This is a genomic window from Pantoea sp. S61 (assembly GCF_016625145.1).
Taxonomy (GTDB): domain Bacteria; phylum Pseudomonadota; class Gammaproteobacteria; order Enterobacterales; family Enterobacteriaceae; genus Pantoea; species Pantoea rwandensis_B.
Genome location: NZ_JACVUO010000010.1, coordinates 18178 through 36867, shown reverse-complemented (window position 1 = coordinate 36867; position 18690 = coordinate 18178). Strand labels below are relative to the sequence as shown.

Below are 18690 nucleotides of genomic sequence, written 5' to 3'. Positions count from 1 at the left end.
TCCTTACAACCGCGCGCGTTGTTGCCCGCGCATGGCCACTTTTTCCACATAGCGGAAAACAAAATCGGAACAGGTGGTGATGATCAGGTAGATCACCGCGCCAACGCTGTAAAAGAAAAACGGCATTTGCGTGGAGTTGGATGCAGTGGAAATCTGGTTCATGGTTTCCACTAAGCCTGTGACGGAAACCAGTGCAGACTCTTTGATCACTGATTGCCATTGATTCCCCATGCCTGGCAGCGCGGTGCGTAGCGCCTGCGGCACGATCATGCGGCGAAACAACATCAGTCGTCCCATACCTGTCACCGTAGCCGCTTCCAGCGTGCCTTTCGGGATGGCGTAAAATGCGCCACGAAACACACCACTCTGGTAAGCGCCAGAGATCAATCCGATGGCGATAGCCCCGGCGACAAAGCCGTTAACATCAAACGGCACCTGCATGCCCAATGTTTCCCCGACGAAGGAGACCACCTGACGTCCGCCGAAGTAAAACAAATAGATCACCAGCAGCTCAGGGACACCGCGAAACAGCGTGATATAGCCATTAGCGAGGCGCTGTTGCCAGCGCGCACCACCAATTTGCATCCAACAGAGTAGGCTACCGAGCACCGCGCCCAACAGCCATGCACATAACGAAACGGTGACGGTCACCGCGGCGGCGTCAAGCAACACGCCGCCCCAGCCTTCGTCACCAAAACCTAACAGTTGCCAGTCAATAGTCATAAGCGCTCAGCATTACTCCGCAGGCGCGACGTTCTCGCCGAACCATTTCTCTGACAGCTGCTTCAACGTGCCATCTTTGATCATTGAAATTAAAGCCGTATCCAGCGCCGCTTTCAGCTCGGGATTGTTCTTCTGAATGGCAATCGCGGAACCCTGCCCTAATACACCACCGGAGAAGCCGTAACCGGTGCTGTTCACGGTATCAGTGTGTTTTTTCACATAGGCATTCAGATTGGTGCGTGACGCCATCACCGCATCAACGCGACCGTTAAGCAGGTCAGCAAACGTTTCCGGGCCAGCCTGATAGGTACGGATGGTGGCAACATCAGCCAGATATTTGTTGAGGAAGTCAGCCTGAATAGTCGCGACCTGCACGGCGATAGTTTTACCTTTGAATTTTGCTTTCAGCGCATCGATGGCTTTCGTCATGCCCGCCTCGTCACCCGCCTGAACGACTTCACCGTTACCCGGCAAGGTATCTACAGCGCTGCCTTTCAGGGTCACAAAACCAGACACGCTCACGGTGTACTGATGGGTGAAATCCACCACTTCTTCACGCTTAGGTGTCACGGTAACCGCATCAATGACAGCATTATATTTGCCATCGACCAAGCCTGGGATCATGCCAGACCATTTCTGCGCCACGATTTCATATTTGAAGCCCGCACGCTTAGCCAGTTCCGCCACCATATCGGGCTCATAGCCAACAATTTTGCCGCTCGGCGTAGACTGGTTGAACGGAGGATAAGCCGCTTCAGTCGCGAATTTCAGCGTGCCAAAATCTTTTGCCTGCACCAGTGCAGAAGCAGCCAGCAACAACAGGCCAGCGGAAGCGGTAAACAGCCCTTTACGCATTATCATAAAACCTCAGAGTTCATTATTTTAGGAGAGTAAATCGATGGCTAAACGGGCTAATGCCTGAGTGCCTGCATGAATGCTGCGTTCGTCGGGTTGGTAATCCGAATTATGCAGATGGTCGTCGCGTCCTGGCGCACCGGATCCAATGTGGATCTGGCAACCCGGCGCTCGCTCAGTAAACAGGGAGAAGTCCTCCGCGCCAAAACTGGCACTCGGTTTCGCCACAATCGGCTTACCAAACTGATGCGACAAAATCGGTTCGAGCGCATCAATCAGCGCATCATCATTCATTAACGGGGGCACGCCGCGCTGATAGTTGACATCAATGCGTGTATTCAGCGACAGCGCCACACCGGCACAGATACGTTTAAATGCGTGCTCAATATGCGCGCGTGACTCAGGTGACTTCGCCCGCACGGTGCCCTGAATCAGGCAGCTATCGGAGATGATGTTGTGCGTCGAGCCACCGTGAATATGGCCGATGGTCAATACGGCGGAATGTGCCGGATCGAGTTCACGTGAAATGATGGTTTGCAGTTGGCTGATGAGGTTCGCCGCCGCAATAATCGGATCGGTTCCCATATGCGGGCGCGCAGCATGAGTGGATTTGCCGTGGACGACGACATCGAATTCGTCGCTGGAAGCCGTGCTGGCGCCGCGCGTCAAGGCAATTTCACCTGCCGCCAGCTCAGGCTTGTTATGCAGGGTGATCGCCACATCTACACCCTCTGCCACGCCATCAGCTATCATCGCCTCGGCGCCACTCTCTGGCGTCTCTTCTGCTGGCTGGAAGATCAGCCGCGCGGTGCCTTTTAATTGGCCGCGATATTGCGCAACAATCGCCGCCACACCAAGCAGCGTCGCCGTGTGGATGTCGTGGCCGCAGGCATGCATCTTACCGGGATAGGTGCTGCTAAAAGGTAATCCGGTTTGTTCCTGTATCGGCAGCGCGTCCATATCGGCGCGGATCAGGAGGGTTTTGCCCGGCTGTTCGCCCACAATGTCCACGACCACGCCGGTTTTGCCGACGCCTGTTTGTGGCGAAAGACCAAGGCGCAGCAATTCCTGCTCGACGATATGAGCGGTACGAATCGTGTCGAACCCCAGTTCGGGATGCGCGTGAATATCACGGCGGATGGTAATGAGGTGCGCTTCCATGCTTTTGCTTTTGGCACTGATGTCCCTGGCTAAAACATCTTTAAGGTCGGTCATGATGGCATTGATCTTTTCAGGCTGACGCCTGGCCTTTATGGCATTTTTATGATGATTGACCTCGTATTTATTCACAGCCATAGCAGGATTGCAACGCGCATTGCTAATGGTTACTTGCTGAAATATCGTGATATTTTGCTAATCCACTGCGTTTGCAGGATAAAAGCCCGGGTTTGCATCTTCAGTCAGTTATAACATTCATAATCCACATAAGATCATCAGATTTACTGATTTTGTGATTGAACAAAAACGGAGCAATTTTCGGCCCTATACCGCTAATTTATCTGTTCAAGCAACCACGCACGCACGGCCTTAACGCTCGTGTGTTCACGTGGACGATGGGGAGAGACCAGATACCAGCCCGCGTCAACGTTCATTTGCTGAGGAAAGGCGGGCACCAGACGACCGTGTGCGAGATCGTTCTCGACAAAGTGCGGACTGGTAAGCGCAATGCCTTGCCCGCTGATCGCCGCCTCTAAGGCCAGCGCAGTCTGGTTAAAACGCAAATGATGCTGATGATGTAGCGTGTTGTGCGGGAAAAGATAAGAGAGAAACACTGGCCACAAATGGTGCCCGTCATGCAGCAAAACATAGCGCTCAAAGCTATCCCGATCCTGCGGGTCGCCCAACCCAGCCAATAAATCCGGACTCACCACTGCCAATACACTCTGACGAAACAGCAGCGTGGCATCCAGCCCTGCCCCAAACGGAGGGCGGCCATAACGCACCGCCAGATCAACCCCTTCATGATGAAACTGCACCAATCTTTCTGAGGCCAGTACGCGAAGGTCAATATCCGGCCACGCGGCGGTAAAGGCCGGTAAGCGAGGCAGCATCCAGCGGCTGGCAAAAGTCGGCGTGACACTCAAGGTCAAGCGGTCCGGTTCGGGTCGCAAAGCACGTGTGGCCTCATCAATCAACTCAAACGCCTGACGGACACTCACCGCATAACCTGCACCCGCTGCGGTTAACGCCAAAGTCCGCGGCAGCCGTTCGAACAATTTCAGCCCCAGGCTGCTCTCCAGTCCACGAATTTGCTGTGCCACCGCGCCCTGAGTGACACCAAGCTCTTCAGCAGCGAGGCGAAAATTGAGATGACGCGTCACCGCTTCGAATACTTTCAATGCATTAAGCGGCGGTAGTGTGGGGAACCCCTGACTCATCCTGTAGTTTTCCTATCGTCAATTGCGAATCAGACTGACTCTCTGCAGCCGAATTTAGCCCCTATACTGCAATAAATCGACTTCTAACTAATAAGGAAACGAATTATGACAGTAGAAAAAGTCGCAGTCATTGTGGCTGGCGGCAGCGGCATGGGTGCCGCAGCAGCAGAAAAACTGGCGGCGGAAGGCTATAACGTTGCGATCCTTTCCTCCTCTGGCAAAGGGGAAGCGCTGGCTGACCGTTTAGGCGGATTAGGTATCACCGGATCCAATCAGTCAGTGGATGACTTACAAAAACTGGTTGAGGCGACAATGGCGCGTTGGGGCCGCATTGATGTGCTGGTCAATAGCGCCGGACATGGGCCGCGTGCGCCGATACTGGAACTGAGTGATGATGACTGGCAGCGCGGCATGGAGACTTATTTCCTGAACGTGGTGCGCGCAGCACGTCTGGTGACTCCTATCATGCAGAAACAGGGCGGCGGCAGCATTATCAATATCTCTTCGGCCTGGACGTTCGAACCCACCGACATGTTCCCGACTTCAGCGGTTTTCCGCGCCGGACTCGCCTCATTCACCAAAATTTTCGCTGATGCTTACGCAGCGGATAACATTCGCATCAACAACGTGTTACCGGGCTGGATCGACAGTCTGCCGAAAAGTGATGAGCGTCGTGAGAGTGTGCCACTAAAACGCTATGGCACTGCAGAAGAAGTCGCCGCCACCATCGCGTTTCTCGCCTCACCCGGTGCGGCTTACATTACTGCTCAGAATATCCGGGTTGATGGGGGGGTCACCCACAGCGTATAAAATCGACGCCTCCAGCCACGTAAAGTCCCATTTTGCGCGGCTGGGGGCACCTCTCTCACTTCTCCCCTCGCATAAACAAGACTGGTCTCGTCGATCGCTGCTTAAGAAATAGTCAGAATGTTCCTATCCGCTGCAAGACATTTCTGAACGCAGCCACGCAATATCCGATTAAACATTTTGACCCGAGGTGACTATGCAAACGATTTTACGTGCGCGAATTTATGCGCTTTTCAATCCTGAACGCAATCAGATCTGGCAATGGATGCTGACAGGCTGTGCCCTGTTTTGGATTGTGGCGGTCATCGCCGTCATGGGAATTCGCTGAATCAGTGCGCCTGCAGTCGCCCGGTTAATTGCGCAGGTGGCAACAGCTCAAATGCTCTTTTCATCACTCTGGCTTCCTCCGCCGGACTGCGGCCAAACATCCGTTTGAATTCGCGATTAAACTGGGAGTCGCTTTCATAACCCACACGCGCGGCGGCACCGGCTGCGGTGAGATTATCGCGAATCATCATTAATCGTGCCTGATGCAAACGCAGCGATTTAAGATATCGAATCGGAGACGTCTGCGTCACTGTTTTGAAATGCAGATGGAAACGTGGCACGCTCATCCCCGCTTCGTTCGCCAGATGCGTTACATCCAGTGGCTGCTGCCAGTCGGCATGGATGCGCTGCAGTGCACGGGCAATACGACCAAAATGGCCTTGATAGGTTAACGCCGCACGCACCGCCCCGCCCTGCTCACCCATCAAAATACGGAAACAGATCTCCTCTACGCGCGCCGGTCCCAGCACTTTAGCCTCGAGTGGATCGCTGAGTGCTTCCAGTAATCGCAACGTACTTTCAGCCAGCACCTCATTAATCGGCGTGGAGATGATCCCTGCCGGCGGTACTGTGACCGCTGTTTCAACTTCGGCAAGTTGCGCCACCAAACGCGCGACCATCGTAGCATCCAGACGAATCGCTATCCCCAGCAGTGGCTCTTCAGAGGTCGCTTCGGTCTCGGCGGAAAAGGGCAACGGCACTGACAGCACCAGATAATGCTGCGCATCGTAGCGATACATTTTATCGGCGAGAAAGGCGCGTTTTGATCCCTGGCAAATAATGATAATGCTTGGCTCATAAAGTACCGGCGTACGCGCCCACTGCTGATCAGCACGCATAAAGCGCACATTCTCCAGTAAAGATTCGGTATAGCCTTCCTGTCGCGCCAGTTGGCGCAACAGATGGCAGGTTTGCTGTTTTACCGTGTTCGACATAGATAGCGTTCCAGAGAGAGGTTCAGGCAAAGCATAGCCATTTCGTTCTGTCATGCACAATGCCGGCGAGAGAATTAGGCAAACATTCGCCACAATTCGGTCTGTTACGTCTGACTGACTTTTTCAACAATGACCTCGTCAACTACACGAGGAACCTATCATGAACTCCAACGAAAAAGTTATCCTGTTAACCGGTGCCAGCAGCGGGATTGGTGAAGGCATCGCCCGTCATCTGGCGCATCAAGGGCATAAACTGGTGCTCGGCGCACGCCGTACCGATCGTCTGACCACCCTGTGCGATGCTTTGCGCCGCGAAGGTGCCAGCGTCGACTTTCTCGCAACCGATGTGACGCAACGAGGTGATACCCAAAAGTTGGCTGATTTCGCTCTGGAAAAATACGGGCGCATTGATGTGATGATCAACAACGCTGGCGTCATGCCGCTTTCGCCTATGAGTTCAATGAAAGTTGAAGAGTGGGATTTGATGCTGGACGTCAACGTTCGCGGCGTGTTGTACGGTATCGCTGCGGTACTGCCCACCATGCAGGCACAGCGCATGGGGCACATTATTAATATCGCTTCCGTGGGTGCGCTAACGGTTTCCCCCACCGCCGCTGTTTACTGCGCAACCAAATATGCGGTTCGCGCCATTTCCGATGGTCTGCGCCAGGAATCGCGTGAGCTGCGCGTCACGGTAATCAACCCCGGTGTGGTGGAATCTGAACTGGCGGACAGCATCAGCGATAGCGTGGCGCGCGAGGCGATGAAAAGCTATCGACAGATTGCACTCAAGCCTGATGCAATCGCCAGGGCGGTAAGCTGGGCCATCGATCAGCCTGGCGAAGTAGACGTTAACGAAATCACCGTGCGCCCTACTGCCAGTGGACATTGAGGGGAAATATCCCTGGCGATTTCAGGCTGAAATTCGTAGAAATCGCTGCGGATTAACTCGGCAGCGATAATCAATTTCACCTTGATAATCGGCGTTTAAAACGGATGAACGAGCCACTCGTTAGCGCTTTAGTTTGGCAGCCGCCGCTTCTGTCGCTATCCGGCGGCGAGCAAGAAAGTCGTGCATTTGATTTTGCGCCTGCGTCAGTCGTTGCGGCGAGGCGCTGCGTGGTGAACCTGCATGAAACGGTGGCGCGGGATCGTATTCCATCTGCAGTTGAATGTTCTCCGCCACGTCGCGTCCAAACAGTTCCTCAGCCACGGTGAGTGCAAAATCGATACCTGACGTCACTCCCGCGCCGGTTATCCGATTACGGTCGCGCACCACGCGTTCAGCCACGGGCGTTGCGCCCAACAGGCTGAGCTGATCCAGCGATCCCCAATGCGAAGTGGCACGATATCCCTGTAACAAACCGGCGGCCCCCAGCACCAGTGAACCGGTACAAACCGAGGTCACCCATTGCGCCTGTTGTGCCTTCTGCCGCACAAAATCCAGCGTCTCTTCATCCTCCATCAGCGCAATTTGTCCCGGACCGCCAGGAATGCAGATCAGATCGAGGGGCGGACACTCGGAAAACGTTGTCGTCGGCACGATGGCTAAACCACGGTCGGACATCACCGGTTGCCGGTCTTTCCAGATTAGAAAGTTACTCACGCCGGGCATACGGGCAAAGACTTCCCACGGACCGGTGAGATCGAGTTGGGTGAGATCGGGGAACAGCAGCAGACCAATATTGAACGGCGAAGAGACGGCCATGATAGGCTCCGATTAGGGGTCAGAGCATTATCATGGCCTTGATACGAAAAGGAATGCAACGGGTTAGTTCATCAGCGGTTTTGCCACCGGCGCTTTCACGCCATCAGCCAGCGCGAACAACGCTTCGACACGGGCTTTCTCCTTGTCGTCAACCGGGATCAGCACACCACACACCACAAACACTGCCACGTTACCCGCCAGACCAACAATGCCGCTGGTGAGCGAGCCGAGCGCCGGGATGTCATCCGGGAAGAACACGGTGAGCACGATAGCGATGATAATCCCGGTCATCATGCCCATCAGCGCGCCTTGTTTGTTTCCAAAACGGCTAAAGATGCCAAAGAACAGCGGCACTGCCAGCTGAATGATCCCCTGATAAGAGATCTGTGCCAGCAGCTGTAAACGGGAATAGTTGAAGGTGAAGTATGCCAGCAGCGCCGCAGCCACGATAAACACCACCATGCCCGACTTCGCCAGCACCGTGAGTTGACGATCGCTACGCGGTTTATTCCAGGTCGCCAGATCGTTGGCGAACTGGGTACCGCACACCTGCACGCAACCATCAACATGACCAATACTGGCAGCAAGAACAATCACCAGCGCCAGTGCCAGCAACCACGGACCGCCTTGATCAAACAGCGCAGTGAAGAAGCCATTTTGTGGATTCGCCTGTACGTTAGGATCCTGGCTGACTGCCGTAGCAAACAGCATCAGAATGGCATAGAAACCGCCCACCAGCAGAATCGTCAGCAGGGTGCCTTTCTTCACGGCACGGATGCCGCTGGCGGTATAAATACGCTGGAAGCTCATTGGCCAGCACATTGACCCAATCACGCCAGTGAAGATCAGGCTAAACATATACCAGGGACCATAGTGCGAACCTTCCGCGCCTGGAATCTGCAGCATTGCGGGCGGCAATGTCGCCAGTTGGCCGAAACCATGATCGCCACCAAACAGCAGCACCACGCACACCAGCGCGCCCAAACCGTAGGCGATGATGCCCTGATACATATCCGTCATGATCAACCCGCGCATGCCCATGCTGACGGTCCAGTACTGACGCACCAAAATCAACAATACGCCAGCGATCAGGCAGGTGGTGACACCCCAACGGCCAAAGCTGGCAAATTCCACCAACAACGCCAACGCCTGAATGCCCATCACCACCCACGGAAATACACAGATGATGCCGATAATCGACGCCACACGCTTCACCGCCGGGCTATTAAAACGCATGCCGAGCAAATCGGGTTGCGTGGTCAGGTTAAAGTGCTGGCCCCATTTCCACGCGCGGCGCGCCATCAGATACATGGCCGTCACGCCGAGCGTCGAGTACACCGCACCGTAGAAGCCGATGACCCCGCTCACCGACAGTGAGAAGAAAGCGGTGAAGGTCGCCCCCGGCCACCACGAGTTGGTATAACTCATGGCGATATACCACGGCCCATAAGAACGGCCGCCGACGGCGTAATCGGAAAAGGAGGTGCTTTTACGATTGGTGGCGTACAGCACGGCAATCATGATTGCCAAAAACAGGCCAATCATGCCAAAGGTAATTAAATAATGGGGTTCTGCTGCGTTGATTTTCATGCGACTTCCTCATCATACGGAATTTCGCCAAACGCGCATTCCGCCAGATACATAACCCATAATCCCACACCGAGGAATACCGCAATCGCGAGCCAATAAACGATCGGCAGAGGTATTCCCAGCAATAATGCACTACTCCCGCTAACGCTTAAATAAAGCGGTGGACAAAGTGCCAGCAGCAATAATGCCAACAGGTATAGGGCGAATATTTTATTTTTAATACTTATGCGGGCGCGTAATTGCTGCGCCATGACCATCGAACTCATAATAACCTCCTCAATATTACTTGACGGTGTGCGCACTCCTTTACCTGCTGAATATCAGCATTTCCCCTTTGGTGTAACCTCAACGATAAAAAGCAAAAGCGCTGCCCGAAGGTACAACGGACCGATAATGTTATAACCTGACGAACAAGGAGTTAAGGACTCTGGGTTGAACTTACAATGCGCGCAGCCAGTTTTCCCAATCGGGATGATTTAGCACGCTGCGCGCCCGTAAATGTTTCCAGGCACCATATTTCGAAAAATCAAAATCGATATCAGCCACATGATGTTGAATAATGGCCCAGGTTGACCATTTCATATCGGCCAGGTATTTATGGACTTGCACGCGCGCAAATAATGCGGCATCCACTTTGCCGAAATAGTCCTCCAGTAATTCCTGTTCAATTTTCGGAGTGAAAAACATTTCACCAAACCATAGCGCTAACTCATAACAGCGATCGTTATTTGATGCATATTCAAAATCAACCAGGCGAATATCATTCTGCGCGTTAAGCATAAAATTACCGGCCAAAGTGTCATTCATGCATGGCACCAAATCTATTCCCGCTGCTTCTAACGCCTGCTGCGCGCGCTGTGCCTGTTTGTGCAACCAGGCGGCATCGGCAGAGAACGCGACATTGAGTGCACTGACCTGCTCAATGTGTTCGTTTAGCATGTCGAATACGGTTTTGTTCTGCTTGAGCAACGGCTGGTCGTTGAAGCTTTTCAAGCCCTGCAACGCACGATGGCGAATCGCAGATTGCTGAAAATCGAGGTTAGACGATGCGCGCCAGCCATCAATGAACTCAAACACTTCCACACCCAGATCGCGCAGGTACGCCACCACCGGTACGCCGTAGCCGGTTTGCGCGGCTTTCAGGCTCGCTTCATGTGCGGTGTCGCGATTGATAAAGCGTTCGGTGCCTTCGCCGGGAATTTTGACGAAATAAGCACAAGGCGCGCCTTCTACTACGACATGCCAGTTGGCGTTAGAAATACCGCCGCTCACTGGACGATACTGCACCGCCCTGCCCTGCCATTCCGGCATCGCCGTGATGGCTTGTTCGACCCGCTGTTCCTGCCAGCTTTGTGCTTCACCCAGAGATTTGCTCATTTTGCCTGCTCCGCAGTCAGGTTTAACCAACGTTCAAAACGGGGATCGCTCAGGCTTTGACGACAACGTAACAGCATCCACTGACCAAGCTTGGCAAACTCCAGACCGCGCGAGCTGGTGGCGCCGTTCAGCATGCCCCATAGCGTCCAGTGATAGTCATCAACCAGCGCATACAAGCGGCAACGCGCCACATCAGCCTCGCTGCAGTCCCCGCGCCACGCCCGAATAGCATCACGCCAGCGGTCGTCGGTAGGCAATTGTTCGTGGATGAGCGTGGCGATATCGTGCCAGGCATCGCCCCGTGCAGCGTAGTCAAAGTCCAGTAAGCGCCATTCACCCTGAGCGTTGACCATCCAGTTGCTGGCGATGTTATCGCCGTGGATCAACACGGGTGTAAACGATGCGGCGTTGAGGGCCTCTCACGCCAGATCGACACATTCCCCGATCCACTGCAGCTCCTCTGGCAATTGCACGCCATGCGTTTCCACTTGCAGACGTAGCTGCAACATATCCTGTTGACGACTGTGTGAGGGCAGTGGCAAACCAGAGTGGTGTAATTTATCCAGCGTGCGCGTCAGGCTGGTAAAGTGATGCGGATCGCGTAACGCATCCAGTCGCGCCCAGCGGAAACCGTCATCCAGCGCCGCAAAGATCAGTACGCCAGTCTGCGGATCGGCGTGGCACAGCGCGGGCGCGATGCCCAACTCGCCCGCCTGACGGCTGATTTCGGCACTGCGCTGGAAATCGATCAAGGTTTTCTGATCATCGAACAGCACCTTGGCGTAATAACCTTGGCCCGCCGACTGCAAGCGAAATCCGGCCCATTCCGTTGCCAGCCGATGCGGCGACGCCACGCCAGCGGTACCGGGCTGAATATCAAAGGATTGCGCTGGCTGCCAATCCGCCAGCGCTTGCTGCAAACGTATCAACATAGGGCACCCTCCCCTTTCAGGCATAGCTCACTCAGCAACGCCATCAGCAGATCGAGACCGCGATGCAGGTCGGCGACGGCGGTAAATTCACGTTCATTGTGCGAGAGACCGCCCACGCTAGGCACAAACAGCAAGGCACTTGGGCAGTGATAGCTCATGCTTATCGCATCGTGACCGGCCACCGAACGCATCGGCATCGCCTTCAACCCAAGGTTTTCCGCCTGCGCTAAGGCCAGTTCACTGAGTGCCGAATGTAACTGCTGCCGTGGACGATACTGCGATCTGTCGAGACTGACATCCGTTGCGGTTAACTGCGCAATCGATTGCATCTGCTGGCTGAAACTGTCGCGCAATTGGCTCAACAGTACTTCATCAGCAGAACGAAACTCTATGAATAACGTCGCTTCTGAGGTCACGACATTCGGCGAATTAGGCGCAGTTTCCAGGCGACCCACCGAGCTGTGCAGCGCGTCGCCATGATGTTCGGCCTCGGCACGCACCGCCACAATGGTGTGCGCGGCCGCCAACAGCGCGTCCCGCCGACGATCCATTAAGGCCGGGCCAGTATGGTTTTGCTCGCCGCGAAACGTCACCTGCCACTTCAGCGCCGCCCAGGTTTCTGTCACCACACCAATCTGCTTCTGCTGCAACTCAAGATGTGGACCTTGCTCAACATGCAGTTCGCAATAGGCCGCCACCGGCAGATCCGCTAACGCCGTTCCGCAATAGCCAATACTTTGTAATGCTGTTTGCAGCGAGATGCCTTCGCCATCACGGCATGCGAGCGCCTGCTCCAGCGAGAGTGCGCCGGTGAACACCGAACTACCGGTCAGACTGGGTTGAAAGCGCGCCCCTTCCTCATTGGTCCAGTTCACCACCGCCAGATTACGCTGCGCAGTGTGCGCCTGGTCGCGCAGCTGGCGAGCCAAGGTTGCAATGGTCACCGCTGCACCGGTGACGCCGTAGGCGCCATCGAAACGTCCTCCCAGCGGTTGGCTATCCAGATGCGAACCGCACAGCACCCACGGCGCGCCTTCGCAAAGCGTCATCAAGCCAAAGATGTTGCCAATTTCATCCACGTGAACGTGAAAACCCTGTTGCGTCAGCCAGGTACAAAAGGCATCGCGCATTTGCTTATCCGCAGCGGACGCCGTCAGGCGATGTAAGCCGCCTGCGGGTGTCGCACCGATGCTGCTGCTGAGGGCGAACAGCGCATCAAACGCCTGATAATCTTGCGGTGTCATCCGCGGCATTGCCGGGATGGAGGATGTTGACATGGGCACTCTCCAGACTCGCTACAAAAGCTGCCGCAGGTCGCGCATTGGTCACTAAGATGTCGACCGCGCTAAACGGCAGCGTGTTCACAAAGGTTCGCAGTCCAAATTTGCCTTCATCTGCCAGAATCACACTCTGGCGACAGTGCGTGCTCAGCACGCGCCTTAATAACGCCTCGGGCTCTTCGTAATCCATAAAACCGTTGTCCCGATCCACTGCACCTATGCCCATAAAGGCAATGTCGTAGTGGAATTGACGTGCGAACTCCAGCGTATGGGGGCCAATGAGTGCGTTATCATTTCGCCGAACGCGCCCTGGTGTTAGCGTGACAGCGTTGTCGCTTTGCTGCGTCAGCAGCGCGGCGATATCCATTGAGTTAGTGACGACCTTCAAACGTGAGAAGCGGGTCAGCTGCTGCGCCAGTGCCAGCGTTGAGGTGCCGGTATCCAGAAACAGCGCCATCCCCTCTTCCACCAATTCACTTGCCAGCTGACCGATTCGCGCTTTAGCACGTGGCTTGATACGGCTGCGGATCTGTAACGGCTGCTCTTCGCTAGGCACCGGTAAAATGGCACCGCCGTGCACGCGCCGTAATACGCTTTGCTCTTCCAGATATTTAAGATCGCGTCGAATCGTCTCTTCTGATACCACGAATTTCTGCGCCAGCTCCGTCACGCGTACCCGCTTTTCGTGGTGTAAAATCCGTTTTATTTCATCCAGTCGTGGCTGATTAATCATGCTTACCTTCTGTTTTGATCGACCAAAACCGCAGTATACCTTTCGGGCGGTCTCAAGGCCGCGCCCTGCAGAGAAGGTTGATGTTGATCCCACGGCATCAGCGCTTCGAGCGCCGCACAGAACTGCAAGACGTCGCCTTCCGCATAACGTCGGCCGATCACCTGCAATCCCACCGGCAACCCCTGCGGGGTAAAACCACAGGGCATCGTCGCCGCCGGATTACCACTCAAATTGAATGGCCAGGTGAAAGGTGTCCAGCGCGCCCACTCTACTCCGCTATCGCCCGGCGACTGATTTTCCGGCACATGGCGATCGGCCGCGAACGGCAGAACCGGCAGCGTAGGCGTGATCAGTAAATCCACGCTGTCAAACAAGGCGTGTACCTGTCCGGCAAAGGCCGCACGCTGTTTCTGTGCCGCCAGGTAGTCGGCCAGATTCAGGCTCTGCGCGCGTTCAATCAGCGCGGCAAAGCCCGGATCGAGCTGGTCAAGCTGCTGCTGCAGTGCGGCGCCATAAGCCACACCGCGCCCGCCGCTCCATAAGGTGTCAAACGCATCGAACGGTGATGGCCAGTCAAGCGGGCGTGCCGTGAGCGTCACCGGTAACGAATGGGCAATCTGCTCCACCGCCTGTTCAACGCAACGCGCAATCTGCTCGTCGACCGGGGTGTTGAACAGCGTTGGACTGTAATGCACACGCAGTGAAGGCAGAGGCTGGTCGCAGCGCGCCAGCCAGGATTCACTTTTGGCTGGCAGCGCCTGGTGGTCGCGCGCATCCGGTCCCGAAAGCAGATCAAACAGCAGCGCGCTGTCACGAACGGTGCGCGTCATCGGTCCGGCATGGCTGAGCATTTCAGTCGCAGACCACGGCCAGGTCGGGATGCGTCCCAGCGAGGCTTTAAGGGCGAAAATGCCGCAAAATGCACCGGGAATACGCACCGAGCCACCACCGTCAGAGCCCAGCGCCGCAGGCACCATGCGCGCCGCAACACTGATTGCCGATCCCGAACTGGAACCACCACTGGTTAGCGCCGAGTTCCACGGGTTGCGCCCATGGCCAAATACCCGTGAATAGCTTGATCCGGTCCAGCCAAACTCGGTGGTTGCGGTTTTACCGACAATGATTGCTCCCGCCGCCTTCAGTCGTTCAATAATGGGGGCGTCACTTTCTGGCACGTTATCCAGTGAGGTCAATGATCCTTTGGTCGTGCGCAAGCCTGCCGTTGAGAACAAATCTTTCACGCCGAACGGCACACCGTGCAGTGGGCCACGAATCTTGCCTGACTGACGTTCGCGGTCGCAGCTTATAGCCTCTTCCAACGCCTGCTCATCGTAAACATCGCCAAAGGCATTCAATGTGGGATTGTGGGTTTTGATTTGCTTAAGGCAATTTCCCACCAGCGTTTCGCTGCTCACCTCGCCGCAACGTATCTGTTGCGCCGCATTAATGACATCAGGCATTGAATGAGATAAAGCCGGGTCTTTCGCCATTGTTACACCCTGTGTTTCTGGCATCACTATGAAGCGATAGTGGCAACTGTTGGCGAATGAAGCAAGACCGGGTTATGTGGTTAATGTGGGATATGTTGTATTTAATCTACCGTTATTATAGGAAAAGATGATGATGAAAAAAGCAGCAAGATGACAAATCCATGGCAATTCGGTGAAGGTTTTGCGTGACAACACGCGCAGCGACTCAGGTGCTGGATAATCACTCGGGGAAATGTGTGGAAAGGAAATCTCAACTCACTGCGCCGCTATCACCAGCGCAGTGATAATAAAGTCATCTGATAAAAAGATTACAACCAGCCCGCTTTTTTCAGTCGTGACCACATCACGCCACAAATCGCCAGCGTGACAACCAGCACCGCAGGGTAGCCAAAGTGGGTTTTTAGTTCGGGCATATCAGAGAAGTTCATGCCGTACATACTGAAGACAATGGTCGGGACGATCAGCACCGCACCCCAGCCAGCCAGCTTCTTATTCACCTCACTCTGCTGAACCGACACCAGCGCCAGATTAACCTGCATCGCACTGGTCAGCATTTCGCGCATGTCTTCGGCATCGATCATCACATGGTGAGCATGATCCTGGACGTCACGCAGGTAGGCGCGCAAATTCTTCGGGATAATGTCTTCGTGAAAACGCGCCAGCTGGGCGCAGATTTCAGTCACCGGCATCGCGGCATTACGCAGCGCCAGCAGTTCGCGCCGCAGATGATAGACATCTTCGAGGGTTTTACTGTCAAAGCGCGTGGTAAACATGCCCTCTTCCAGCGTACCAATGCGTTCGCTGAGTGATGCGATGATTTTGCTGTAGTGGTCGACGATAAAGTCGAGGATGCAGTAAAACGCGTAACCCGGTCCCTGGCACAACATGGTGTGGTTTTTTTCTGCTCTGGCGCGAATCGCCGCATAGCCTTCTGATGATCCGTGACGGACGGTGATCAGGAAGTTTTTACCGAGGAAAAAGTGGGTTTCACCAAAGCTGATACGCTGCTGATCATCAAGATGTGCCGTTTTCACCACGATAAAAACCGATTCACCATACTGCTCAATCTTCGGGCGCTGATGGGCTACCAGCGCATCCTCAATGGCTAACTCATGTAAGCCGAACTCTTCCTGCAACGTCTGCATAAAAGCCGGTTCAGGTTGATTCAAACCCAGCCAGATAAACGCACTCTCGTCTTTGAGTACTTCGCTAATGTCGGCGACATCGACATGCTCTTCACGTTTTCCGTGGCGATAGGCCACGCAATTAATCACCATTTTGGCACTGTCCATGTTGTTTTCACTTACTTAATCATAGTGTCAGTATCATTTCGACGCAGGGGAGATCGGCTTTGGCTAATGCGGAAGGATACAAAGCCTCACGCACGGTGCTAAAGCCATGGCGCAGATAGAAACCGCTGGCATTGGGTGTTGCGGCCAGAGTCAGCTGACGGAAACCGCGCTGGCGGGCTTCCGCGATAATCGCGATCATAATGGCGCTGGCATAGCCTTTGCCGTTGCACGCTGGCAGGGTAAATATCGCTTCTACGCTGCCGCTTTTGAGATCAAGAAAACCCGTGGCTGCGACACCCAGTTCAGGATCGTCAATCACGAAGAAGGGATTACCCTTGATCGCCTCAAAGTAACCTGACGGCAACGCGTCAGGCGTCCATGCAGCAATCACCTCAGGCGGATAAACTGACTGGCAGCCATAGCGAATCGCGAGATTGCGGATGCGCCATAAGTCGGCTGCTTCATGTGGATGAGCTAAGCGCGGTGTCATGGATTTTTCTCTGTGCGATGATGACGGATATCCCACAGTAGCAAAACGCTTGCCGCGCGTGTGTTCTTTTTGGTTCAGGGTACGCCCAGATAACGCAGCAAGGCGGTCATTGCGGCCGCGCCAATTATCACCAAAATCAACGGCGTACGGCGCCAGGCGAGAAACATGGCAAATAACACGCCAGCTATCCGCGCGACACCCGCAAAATGGCTCCCTTCAAATAATGCCGTGGTGACGGCAACCGCCAGCAACAGCACCGTCGCAGCATCCGAGAGCATATTGCGCACGGACTCCGACATCTGCATACGACTTCCCAAACGGTAGCCCGCAAAGCGCATCACGTAAGTGCCAACGGCCAGCAGCGCGATGCCGGCGATCACGAGGTTATTGTGCATTTTTGCGCTCCCGCCAGCTAAGTAAACCCAGTAACGAGAACAATACCGGCATTCCCGCCGGAACAAACGGCGTGGCGAGCACTGACAGTGCGGTGCCGAGCGTGGCCGGAATACGCGTGCGACGTTGGCGCAAGGCGGGAAAGATCAGTGCGATCAAAATAGCGGGAAAAACCGCATCGAGACCCATCGCTGAGACATCGGGGATGAAGCGCCCGATAAATGCGCCGCACACCACACTGAGTGGCCAGATTGCAAAAATGCCCAAACCACATACCCAATATGCGGCACGTCGCTGAGAGTGCGTCTTTTGCGAAATGCCAAACACCACGCTTTCATCATTCATGATATGGCAACCCAACAAACTGCGTCCGCCCTGCCCGACCAGATCTTTCACCGCAATACCAAAGGGTAAGTGACGCGCATTGACCAGCAAACCTGCCGCCGCTGCCGTAAGCGGGCTCCCACCCCCAGCTACAATACCGATAAAGAGAAATTCAGATGCGCCTGCCAACACCATCGTGGAGAGCGCAATCGGCACCCACAGCGGAAAACCATCTGCCGCCGCCAGCGAACCGTAAGAGAGTCCAACAATACCGTCGGCCAGACATACCAGGAAAATCGCTTTTAATACGCCGCGATCAAGCGGAACTGCACCCAGACGCATCACAATTTTATCTCATATCGAACAGGAAAGCCGTTATAATGAACGCACCCTGAGTGTTTTACAAGATGAACAAAACGTTCGATATAAAGAACAGGAGTAATTGTGACGCCGCCTATCGATCTTATCTCTGCTGGATTAGTGCGTGAACGTCAGCGTGCCGGACTCTCGTTAACCGAAGTCGCTCGTCGCGCCGGCATCGCGAAATCCACGCTATCCCAGTTGGAAGCGGGCAACGGCAATCCCAGCATTGAGACGCTATGGTCATTGTGCGTGGCGCTGAATATTCCTTTCGCCCGTTTGATGGAACCGGAAGTGAAGCGTTTACAAGTGATCCGTCGCGGCGAGGGCATGATGGTGTCGGCTGAATTAGCGGATTATCAGGCAGCACTTCTGGCCAGCTGCCCGCCGGGGGGACGCCGCGATCTCTACCTGATCACCAGCCAGCCAGGCGCACCGCGCGCCTCGCATCCGCATCCACCGGGTTCCGTAGAGCACATTATCATTGCTCAGGGTCGCGCATTAGTCGGCCCGACTGATGCGCCCGTTGAGTTGCATCCCGGTGACTACATCTGCTATCCGGCCGACGAACCGCACATCTTCGAAGCGCTGGAAGCGAATACCATGGCGGTGCAACTTTCCGAGCAAAACTAGCGACGGTCCCGTATACCCTCGCCCACTCGGGCGGGGAGCCGTTACCCATAATAATTTCCTCTG

The 18690-nt window shown here is 54.9% G+C and carries 21 protein-coding genes and 1 pseudogene; 4 read left to right on the top strand and 18 right to left on the bottom strand.

All coding sequences use genetic code 11. The features are described 5' to 3' along the window. Positions 1-3: 3 nt before the first annotated feature. From IAE30_RS18145 to IAE30_RS18130, 4 genes are all read right to left on the bottom strand, one after another. Complete coding sequence (locus IAE30_RS18145) at positions 4-723, bottom strand: ABC transporter permease (RefSeq protein ID WP_200680554.1); 720 nt, start codon at positions 721-723, stop codon at positions 4-6. Between the two features lie 12 nt (positions 724-735). Next, positions 736-1584, bottom strand: a complete 849-nt coding sequence (locus IAE30_RS18140; protein WP_370585619.1) for a transporter substrate-binding domain-containing protein — start codon at positions 1582-1584, stop codon at positions 736-738. A 21-nt stretch (positions 1585-1605) separates the two neighbouring features. Further along, a complete protein-coding gene (locus IAE30_RS18135; RefSeq protein WP_200680550.1) occupies positions 1606-2793 on the bottom strand; it encodes a M20 family metallopeptidase in 1188 nt (395 codons plus the stop codon). Positions 2794-3068: 275 nt separating this feature from the next. Beyond that, positions 3069-3956 carry a LysR substrate-binding domain-containing protein gene (locus IAE30_RS18130; protein WP_200680549.1) on the bottom strand — a complete coding sequence of 296 codons (888 nt, stop codon included), beginning with the start codon at positions 3954-3956 and terminating at the stop codon, positions 3069-3071. A gap of 105 nt (positions 3957-4061) precedes the next feature. Between IAE30_RS18130 and IAE30_RS18125 the strand changes: the two genes are divergently transcribed. Together IAE30_RS18125 and IAE30_RS30285 are read left to right on the top strand one after the other, a co-directional pair. After that, positions 4062-4766, top strand: a complete 705-nt coding sequence (locus IAE30_RS18125; protein WP_200680548.1) for an SDR family oxidoreductase — start codon at positions 4062-4064, stop codon at positions 4764-4766. Between the two features lie 193 nt (positions 4767-4959). Beyond that, positions 4960-5091 (top strand): hypothetical protein, encoded by a 132-nt coding sequence (locus tag IAE30_RS30285; protein WP_255530260.1) that lies wholly within the window; start codon positions 4960-4962, stop codon positions 5089-5091. A 1-nt stretch (position 5092) separates the two neighbouring features. On the opposite strand, the gene IAE30_RS18120 is transcribed toward IAE30_RS30285, so the two are convergent. Next, positions 5093-6025 carry an AraC family transcriptional regulator gene (locus IAE30_RS18120; RefSeq protein ID WP_200680547.1) on the bottom strand — a complete coding sequence of 311 codons (933 nt, stop codon included), beginning with the start codon at positions 6023-6025 and terminating at the stop codon, positions 5093-5095. Between the two features lie 160 nt (positions 6026-6185). Here IAE30_RS18120 and IAE30_RS18115 point away from each other — a divergent pair, with 160 nt between their 5' ends. Beyond that, positions 6186-6917 carry an SDR family oxidoreductase gene (locus IAE30_RS18115; RefSeq protein ID WP_200680546.1) on the top strand — a complete coding sequence of 244 codons (732 nt, stop codon included), beginning with the start codon at positions 6186-6188 and terminating at the stop codon, positions 6915-6917. Between the two features lie 120 nt (positions 6918-7037). Here the strand turns inward: IAE30_RS18115 and IAE30_RS18110 are convergent, their stop codons facing one another. The 13 genes and pseudogenes from IAE30_RS18110 to IAE30_RS18050 form a co-directional block, all read right to left on the bottom strand. Further along, complete coding sequence (locus IAE30_RS18110; RefSeq protein ID WP_200680545.1) at positions 7038-7733, bottom strand: DJ-1/PfpI family protein; 696 nt, start codon at positions 7731-7733, stop codon at positions 7038-7040. Positions 7734-7796: 63 nt separating this feature from the next. Then, positions 7797-9323: a sodium:solute symporter gene (locus IAE30_RS18105; RefSeq protein ID WP_045816772.1), complete on the bottom strand. Its 1527-nt coding sequence runs from the start codon at positions 9321-9323 to the stop codon at positions 7797-7799. Next, positions 9320-9589 carry a hypothetical protein gene (locus tag IAE30_RS18100; RefSeq protein ID WP_200680544.1) on the bottom strand — a complete coding sequence of 90 codons (270 nt, stop codon included), beginning with the start codon at positions 9587-9589 and terminating at the stop codon, positions 9320-9322. The genes IAE30_RS18105 and IAE30_RS18100 overlap by 4 nt, the downstream gene beginning before the upstream one ends. 172 nt (positions 9590-9761) lie before the next feature. Continuing rightward, a complete protein-coding gene (locus tag IAE30_RS18095) occupies positions 9762-10700 on the bottom strand; it encodes a choline kinase family protein (protein ID WP_200680543.1) in 939 nt (312 codons plus the stop codon). Further along, positions 10697-11095: pseudogene (locus IAE30_RS18090) on the bottom strand (phosphotransferase family protein); the annotation flags it as partial. The gene IAE30_RS18095 and the pseudogene IAE30_RS18090, both read right to left, overlap by 4 nt. Before the next feature lie 24 nt (positions 11096-11119). After that, positions 11120-11632 (bottom strand): hypothetical protein, encoded by a 513-nt coding sequence (locus IAE30_RS18085; RefSeq protein ID WP_200680539.1) that lies wholly within the window; start codon positions 11630-11632, stop codon positions 11120-11122. Continuing rightward, positions 11626-12909: a M20 family metallo-hydrolase gene (locus IAE30_RS18080; RefSeq protein WP_200680537.1), complete on the bottom strand. Its 1284-nt coding sequence runs from the start codon at positions 12907-12909 to the stop codon at positions 11626-11628. The genes IAE30_RS18085 and IAE30_RS18080 overlap by 7 nt, the downstream gene beginning before the upstream one ends. Next, positions 12848-13645, bottom strand: a complete 798-nt coding sequence (locus IAE30_RS18075; protein WP_045816776.1) for a DeoR/GlpR family DNA-binding transcription regulator — start codon at positions 13643-13645, stop codon at positions 12848-12850. The genes IAE30_RS18080 and IAE30_RS18075 overlap by 62 nt, the downstream gene beginning before the upstream one ends. 2 nt (positions 13646-13647) lie before the next feature. After that, complete coding sequence (locus tag IAE30_RS18070; protein WP_234472793.1) at positions 13648-15135, bottom strand: amidase; 1488 nt, start codon at positions 15133-15135, stop codon at positions 13648-13650. A gap of 308 nt (positions 15136-15443) precedes the next feature. Then, entirely contained in the window at positions 15444-16412 is a 969-nt protein-coding gene (gene corA, locus IAE30_RS18065; protein WP_200680695.1) for a magnesium/cobalt transporter CorA, read from the bottom strand. A 34-nt stretch (positions 16413-16446) separates the two neighbouring features. Next, positions 16447-16917, bottom strand: coding sequence for a GNAT family N-acetyltransferase (locus IAE30_RS18060; protein WP_045816777.1), 471 nt, complete (start codon positions 16915-16917; stop codon positions 16447-16449). 74 nt (positions 16918-16991) lie between these two features. Further along, the gene (locus tag IAE30_RS18055; RefSeq protein ID WP_200680535.1) at positions 16992-17312 is read right to left on the bottom strand and encodes an AzlD domain-containing protein; all 321 of its coding nucleotides are present in this window, start codon (positions 17310-17312) and stop codon (positions 16992-16994) included. After that, the gene (locus IAE30_RS18050; RefSeq protein WP_200680533.1) at positions 17302-17976 is read right to left on the bottom strand and encodes an AzlC family ABC transporter permease; all 675 of its coding nucleotides are present in this window, start codon (positions 17974-17976) and stop codon (positions 17302-17304) included. Before IAE30_RS18050 ends, IAE30_RS18055 begins: the two co-directional genes overlap by 11 nt. 102 nt (positions 17977-18078) lie before the next feature. On the opposite strand from IAE30_RS18050, the gene IAE30_RS18045 reads away from it, so the two are divergent. Continuing rightward, entirely contained in the window at positions 18079-18627 is a 549-nt protein-coding gene (locus IAE30_RS18045) for a helix-turn-helix domain-containing protein (protein WP_045831923.1), read from the top strand. Positions 18628-18690: the final 63 nt, after the last annotated feature.

What these genes read in the sequence shown, in the direction of transcription:
- IAE30_RS18145 (WP_200680554.1), bottom strand. Translation starts at nt 723, where the DNA reads ATGACTATTGACTGGCAACTGTTAGGTTTTGGTGACGAAGGCTGGGGC.
- IAE30_RS18140 (WP_370585619.1), bottom strand. Translation starts at nt 1,584, where the DNA reads ATGATAATGCGTAAAGGGCTGTTTACCGCTTCCGCTGGCCTGTTGTTG.
- IAE30_RS18135 (WP_200680550.1), bottom strand. Translation starts at nt 2,793, where the DNA reads ATGACCGACCTTAAAGATGTTTTAGCCAGGGACATCAGTGCCAAAAGC.
- IAE30_RS18130 (WP_200680549.1), bottom strand. Translation starts at nt 3,956, where the DNA reads ATGAGTCAGGGGTTCCCCACACTACCGCCGCTTAATGCATTGAAAGTA.
- IAE30_RS18125 (WP_200680548.1), top strand. Translation starts at nt 4,062, where the DNA reads ATGACAGTAGAAAAAGTCGCAGTCATTGTGGCTGGCGGCAGCGGCATG.
- IAE30_RS30285 (WP_255530260.1), top strand. Translation starts at nt 4,960, where the DNA reads ATGCAAACGATTTTACGTGCGCGAATTTATGCGCTTTTCAATCCTGAA.
- IAE30_RS18120 (WP_200680547.1), bottom strand. Translation starts at nt 6,025, where the DNA reads ATGTCGAACACGGTAAAACAGCAAACCTGCCATCTGTTGCGCCAACTG.
- IAE30_RS18115 (WP_200680546.1), top strand. Translation starts at nt 6,186, where the DNA reads ATGAACTCCAACGAAAAAGTTATCCTGTTAACCGGTGCCAGCAGCGGG.
- IAE30_RS18110 (WP_200680545.1), bottom strand. Translation starts at nt 7,733, where the DNA reads ATGGCCGTCTCTTCGCCGTTCAATATTGGTCTGCTGCTGTTCCCCGAT.
- IAE30_RS18105 (WP_045816772.1), bottom strand. Translation starts at nt 9,323, where the DNA reads ATGAAAATCAACGCAGCAGAACCCCATTATTTAATTACCTTTGGCATG.
- IAE30_RS18100 (WP_200680544.1), bottom strand. Translation starts at nt 9,589, where the DNA reads ATGAGTTCGATGGTCATGGCGCAGCAATTACGCGCCCGCATAAGTATT.
- IAE30_RS18095 (WP_200680543.1), bottom strand. Translation starts at nt 10,700, where the DNA reads ATGAGCAAATCTCTGGGTGAAGCACAAAGCTGGCAGGAACAGCGGGTC.
- IAE30_RS18085 (WP_200680539.1), bottom strand. Translation starts at nt 11,632, where the DNA reads ATGTTGATACGTTTGCAGCAAGCGCTGGCGGATTGGCAGCCAGCGCAA.
- IAE30_RS18080 (WP_200680537.1), bottom strand. Translation starts at nt 12,909, where the DNA reads ATGTCAACATCCTCCATCCCGGCAATGCCGCGGATGACACCGCAAGAT.
- IAE30_RS18075 (WP_045816776.1), bottom strand. Translation starts at nt 13,645, where the DNA reads ATGATTAATCAGCCACGACTGGATGAAATAAAACGGATTTTACACCAC.
- IAE30_RS18070 (WP_234472793.1), bottom strand. Translation starts at nt 15,135, where the DNA reads ATGGCGAAAGACCCGGCTTTATCTCATTCAATGCCTGATGTCATTAAT.
- corA (WP_200680695.1), bottom strand. Translation starts at nt 16,412, where the DNA reads ATGGTGATTAATTGCGTGGCCTATCGCCACGGAAAACGTGAAGAGCAT.
- IAE30_RS18060 (WP_045816777.1), bottom strand. Translation starts at nt 16,917, where the DNA reads ATGACACCGCGCTTAGCTCATCCACATGAAGCAGCCGACTTATGGCGC.
- IAE30_RS18055 (WP_200680535.1), bottom strand. Translation starts at nt 17,312, where the DNA reads ATGCACAATAACCTCGTGATCGCCGGCATCGCGCTGCTGGCCGTTGGC.
- IAE30_RS18050 (WP_200680533.1), bottom strand. Translation starts at nt 17,976, where the DNA reads ATGCGTCTGGGTGCAGTTCCGCTTGATCGCGGCGTATTAAAAGCGATT.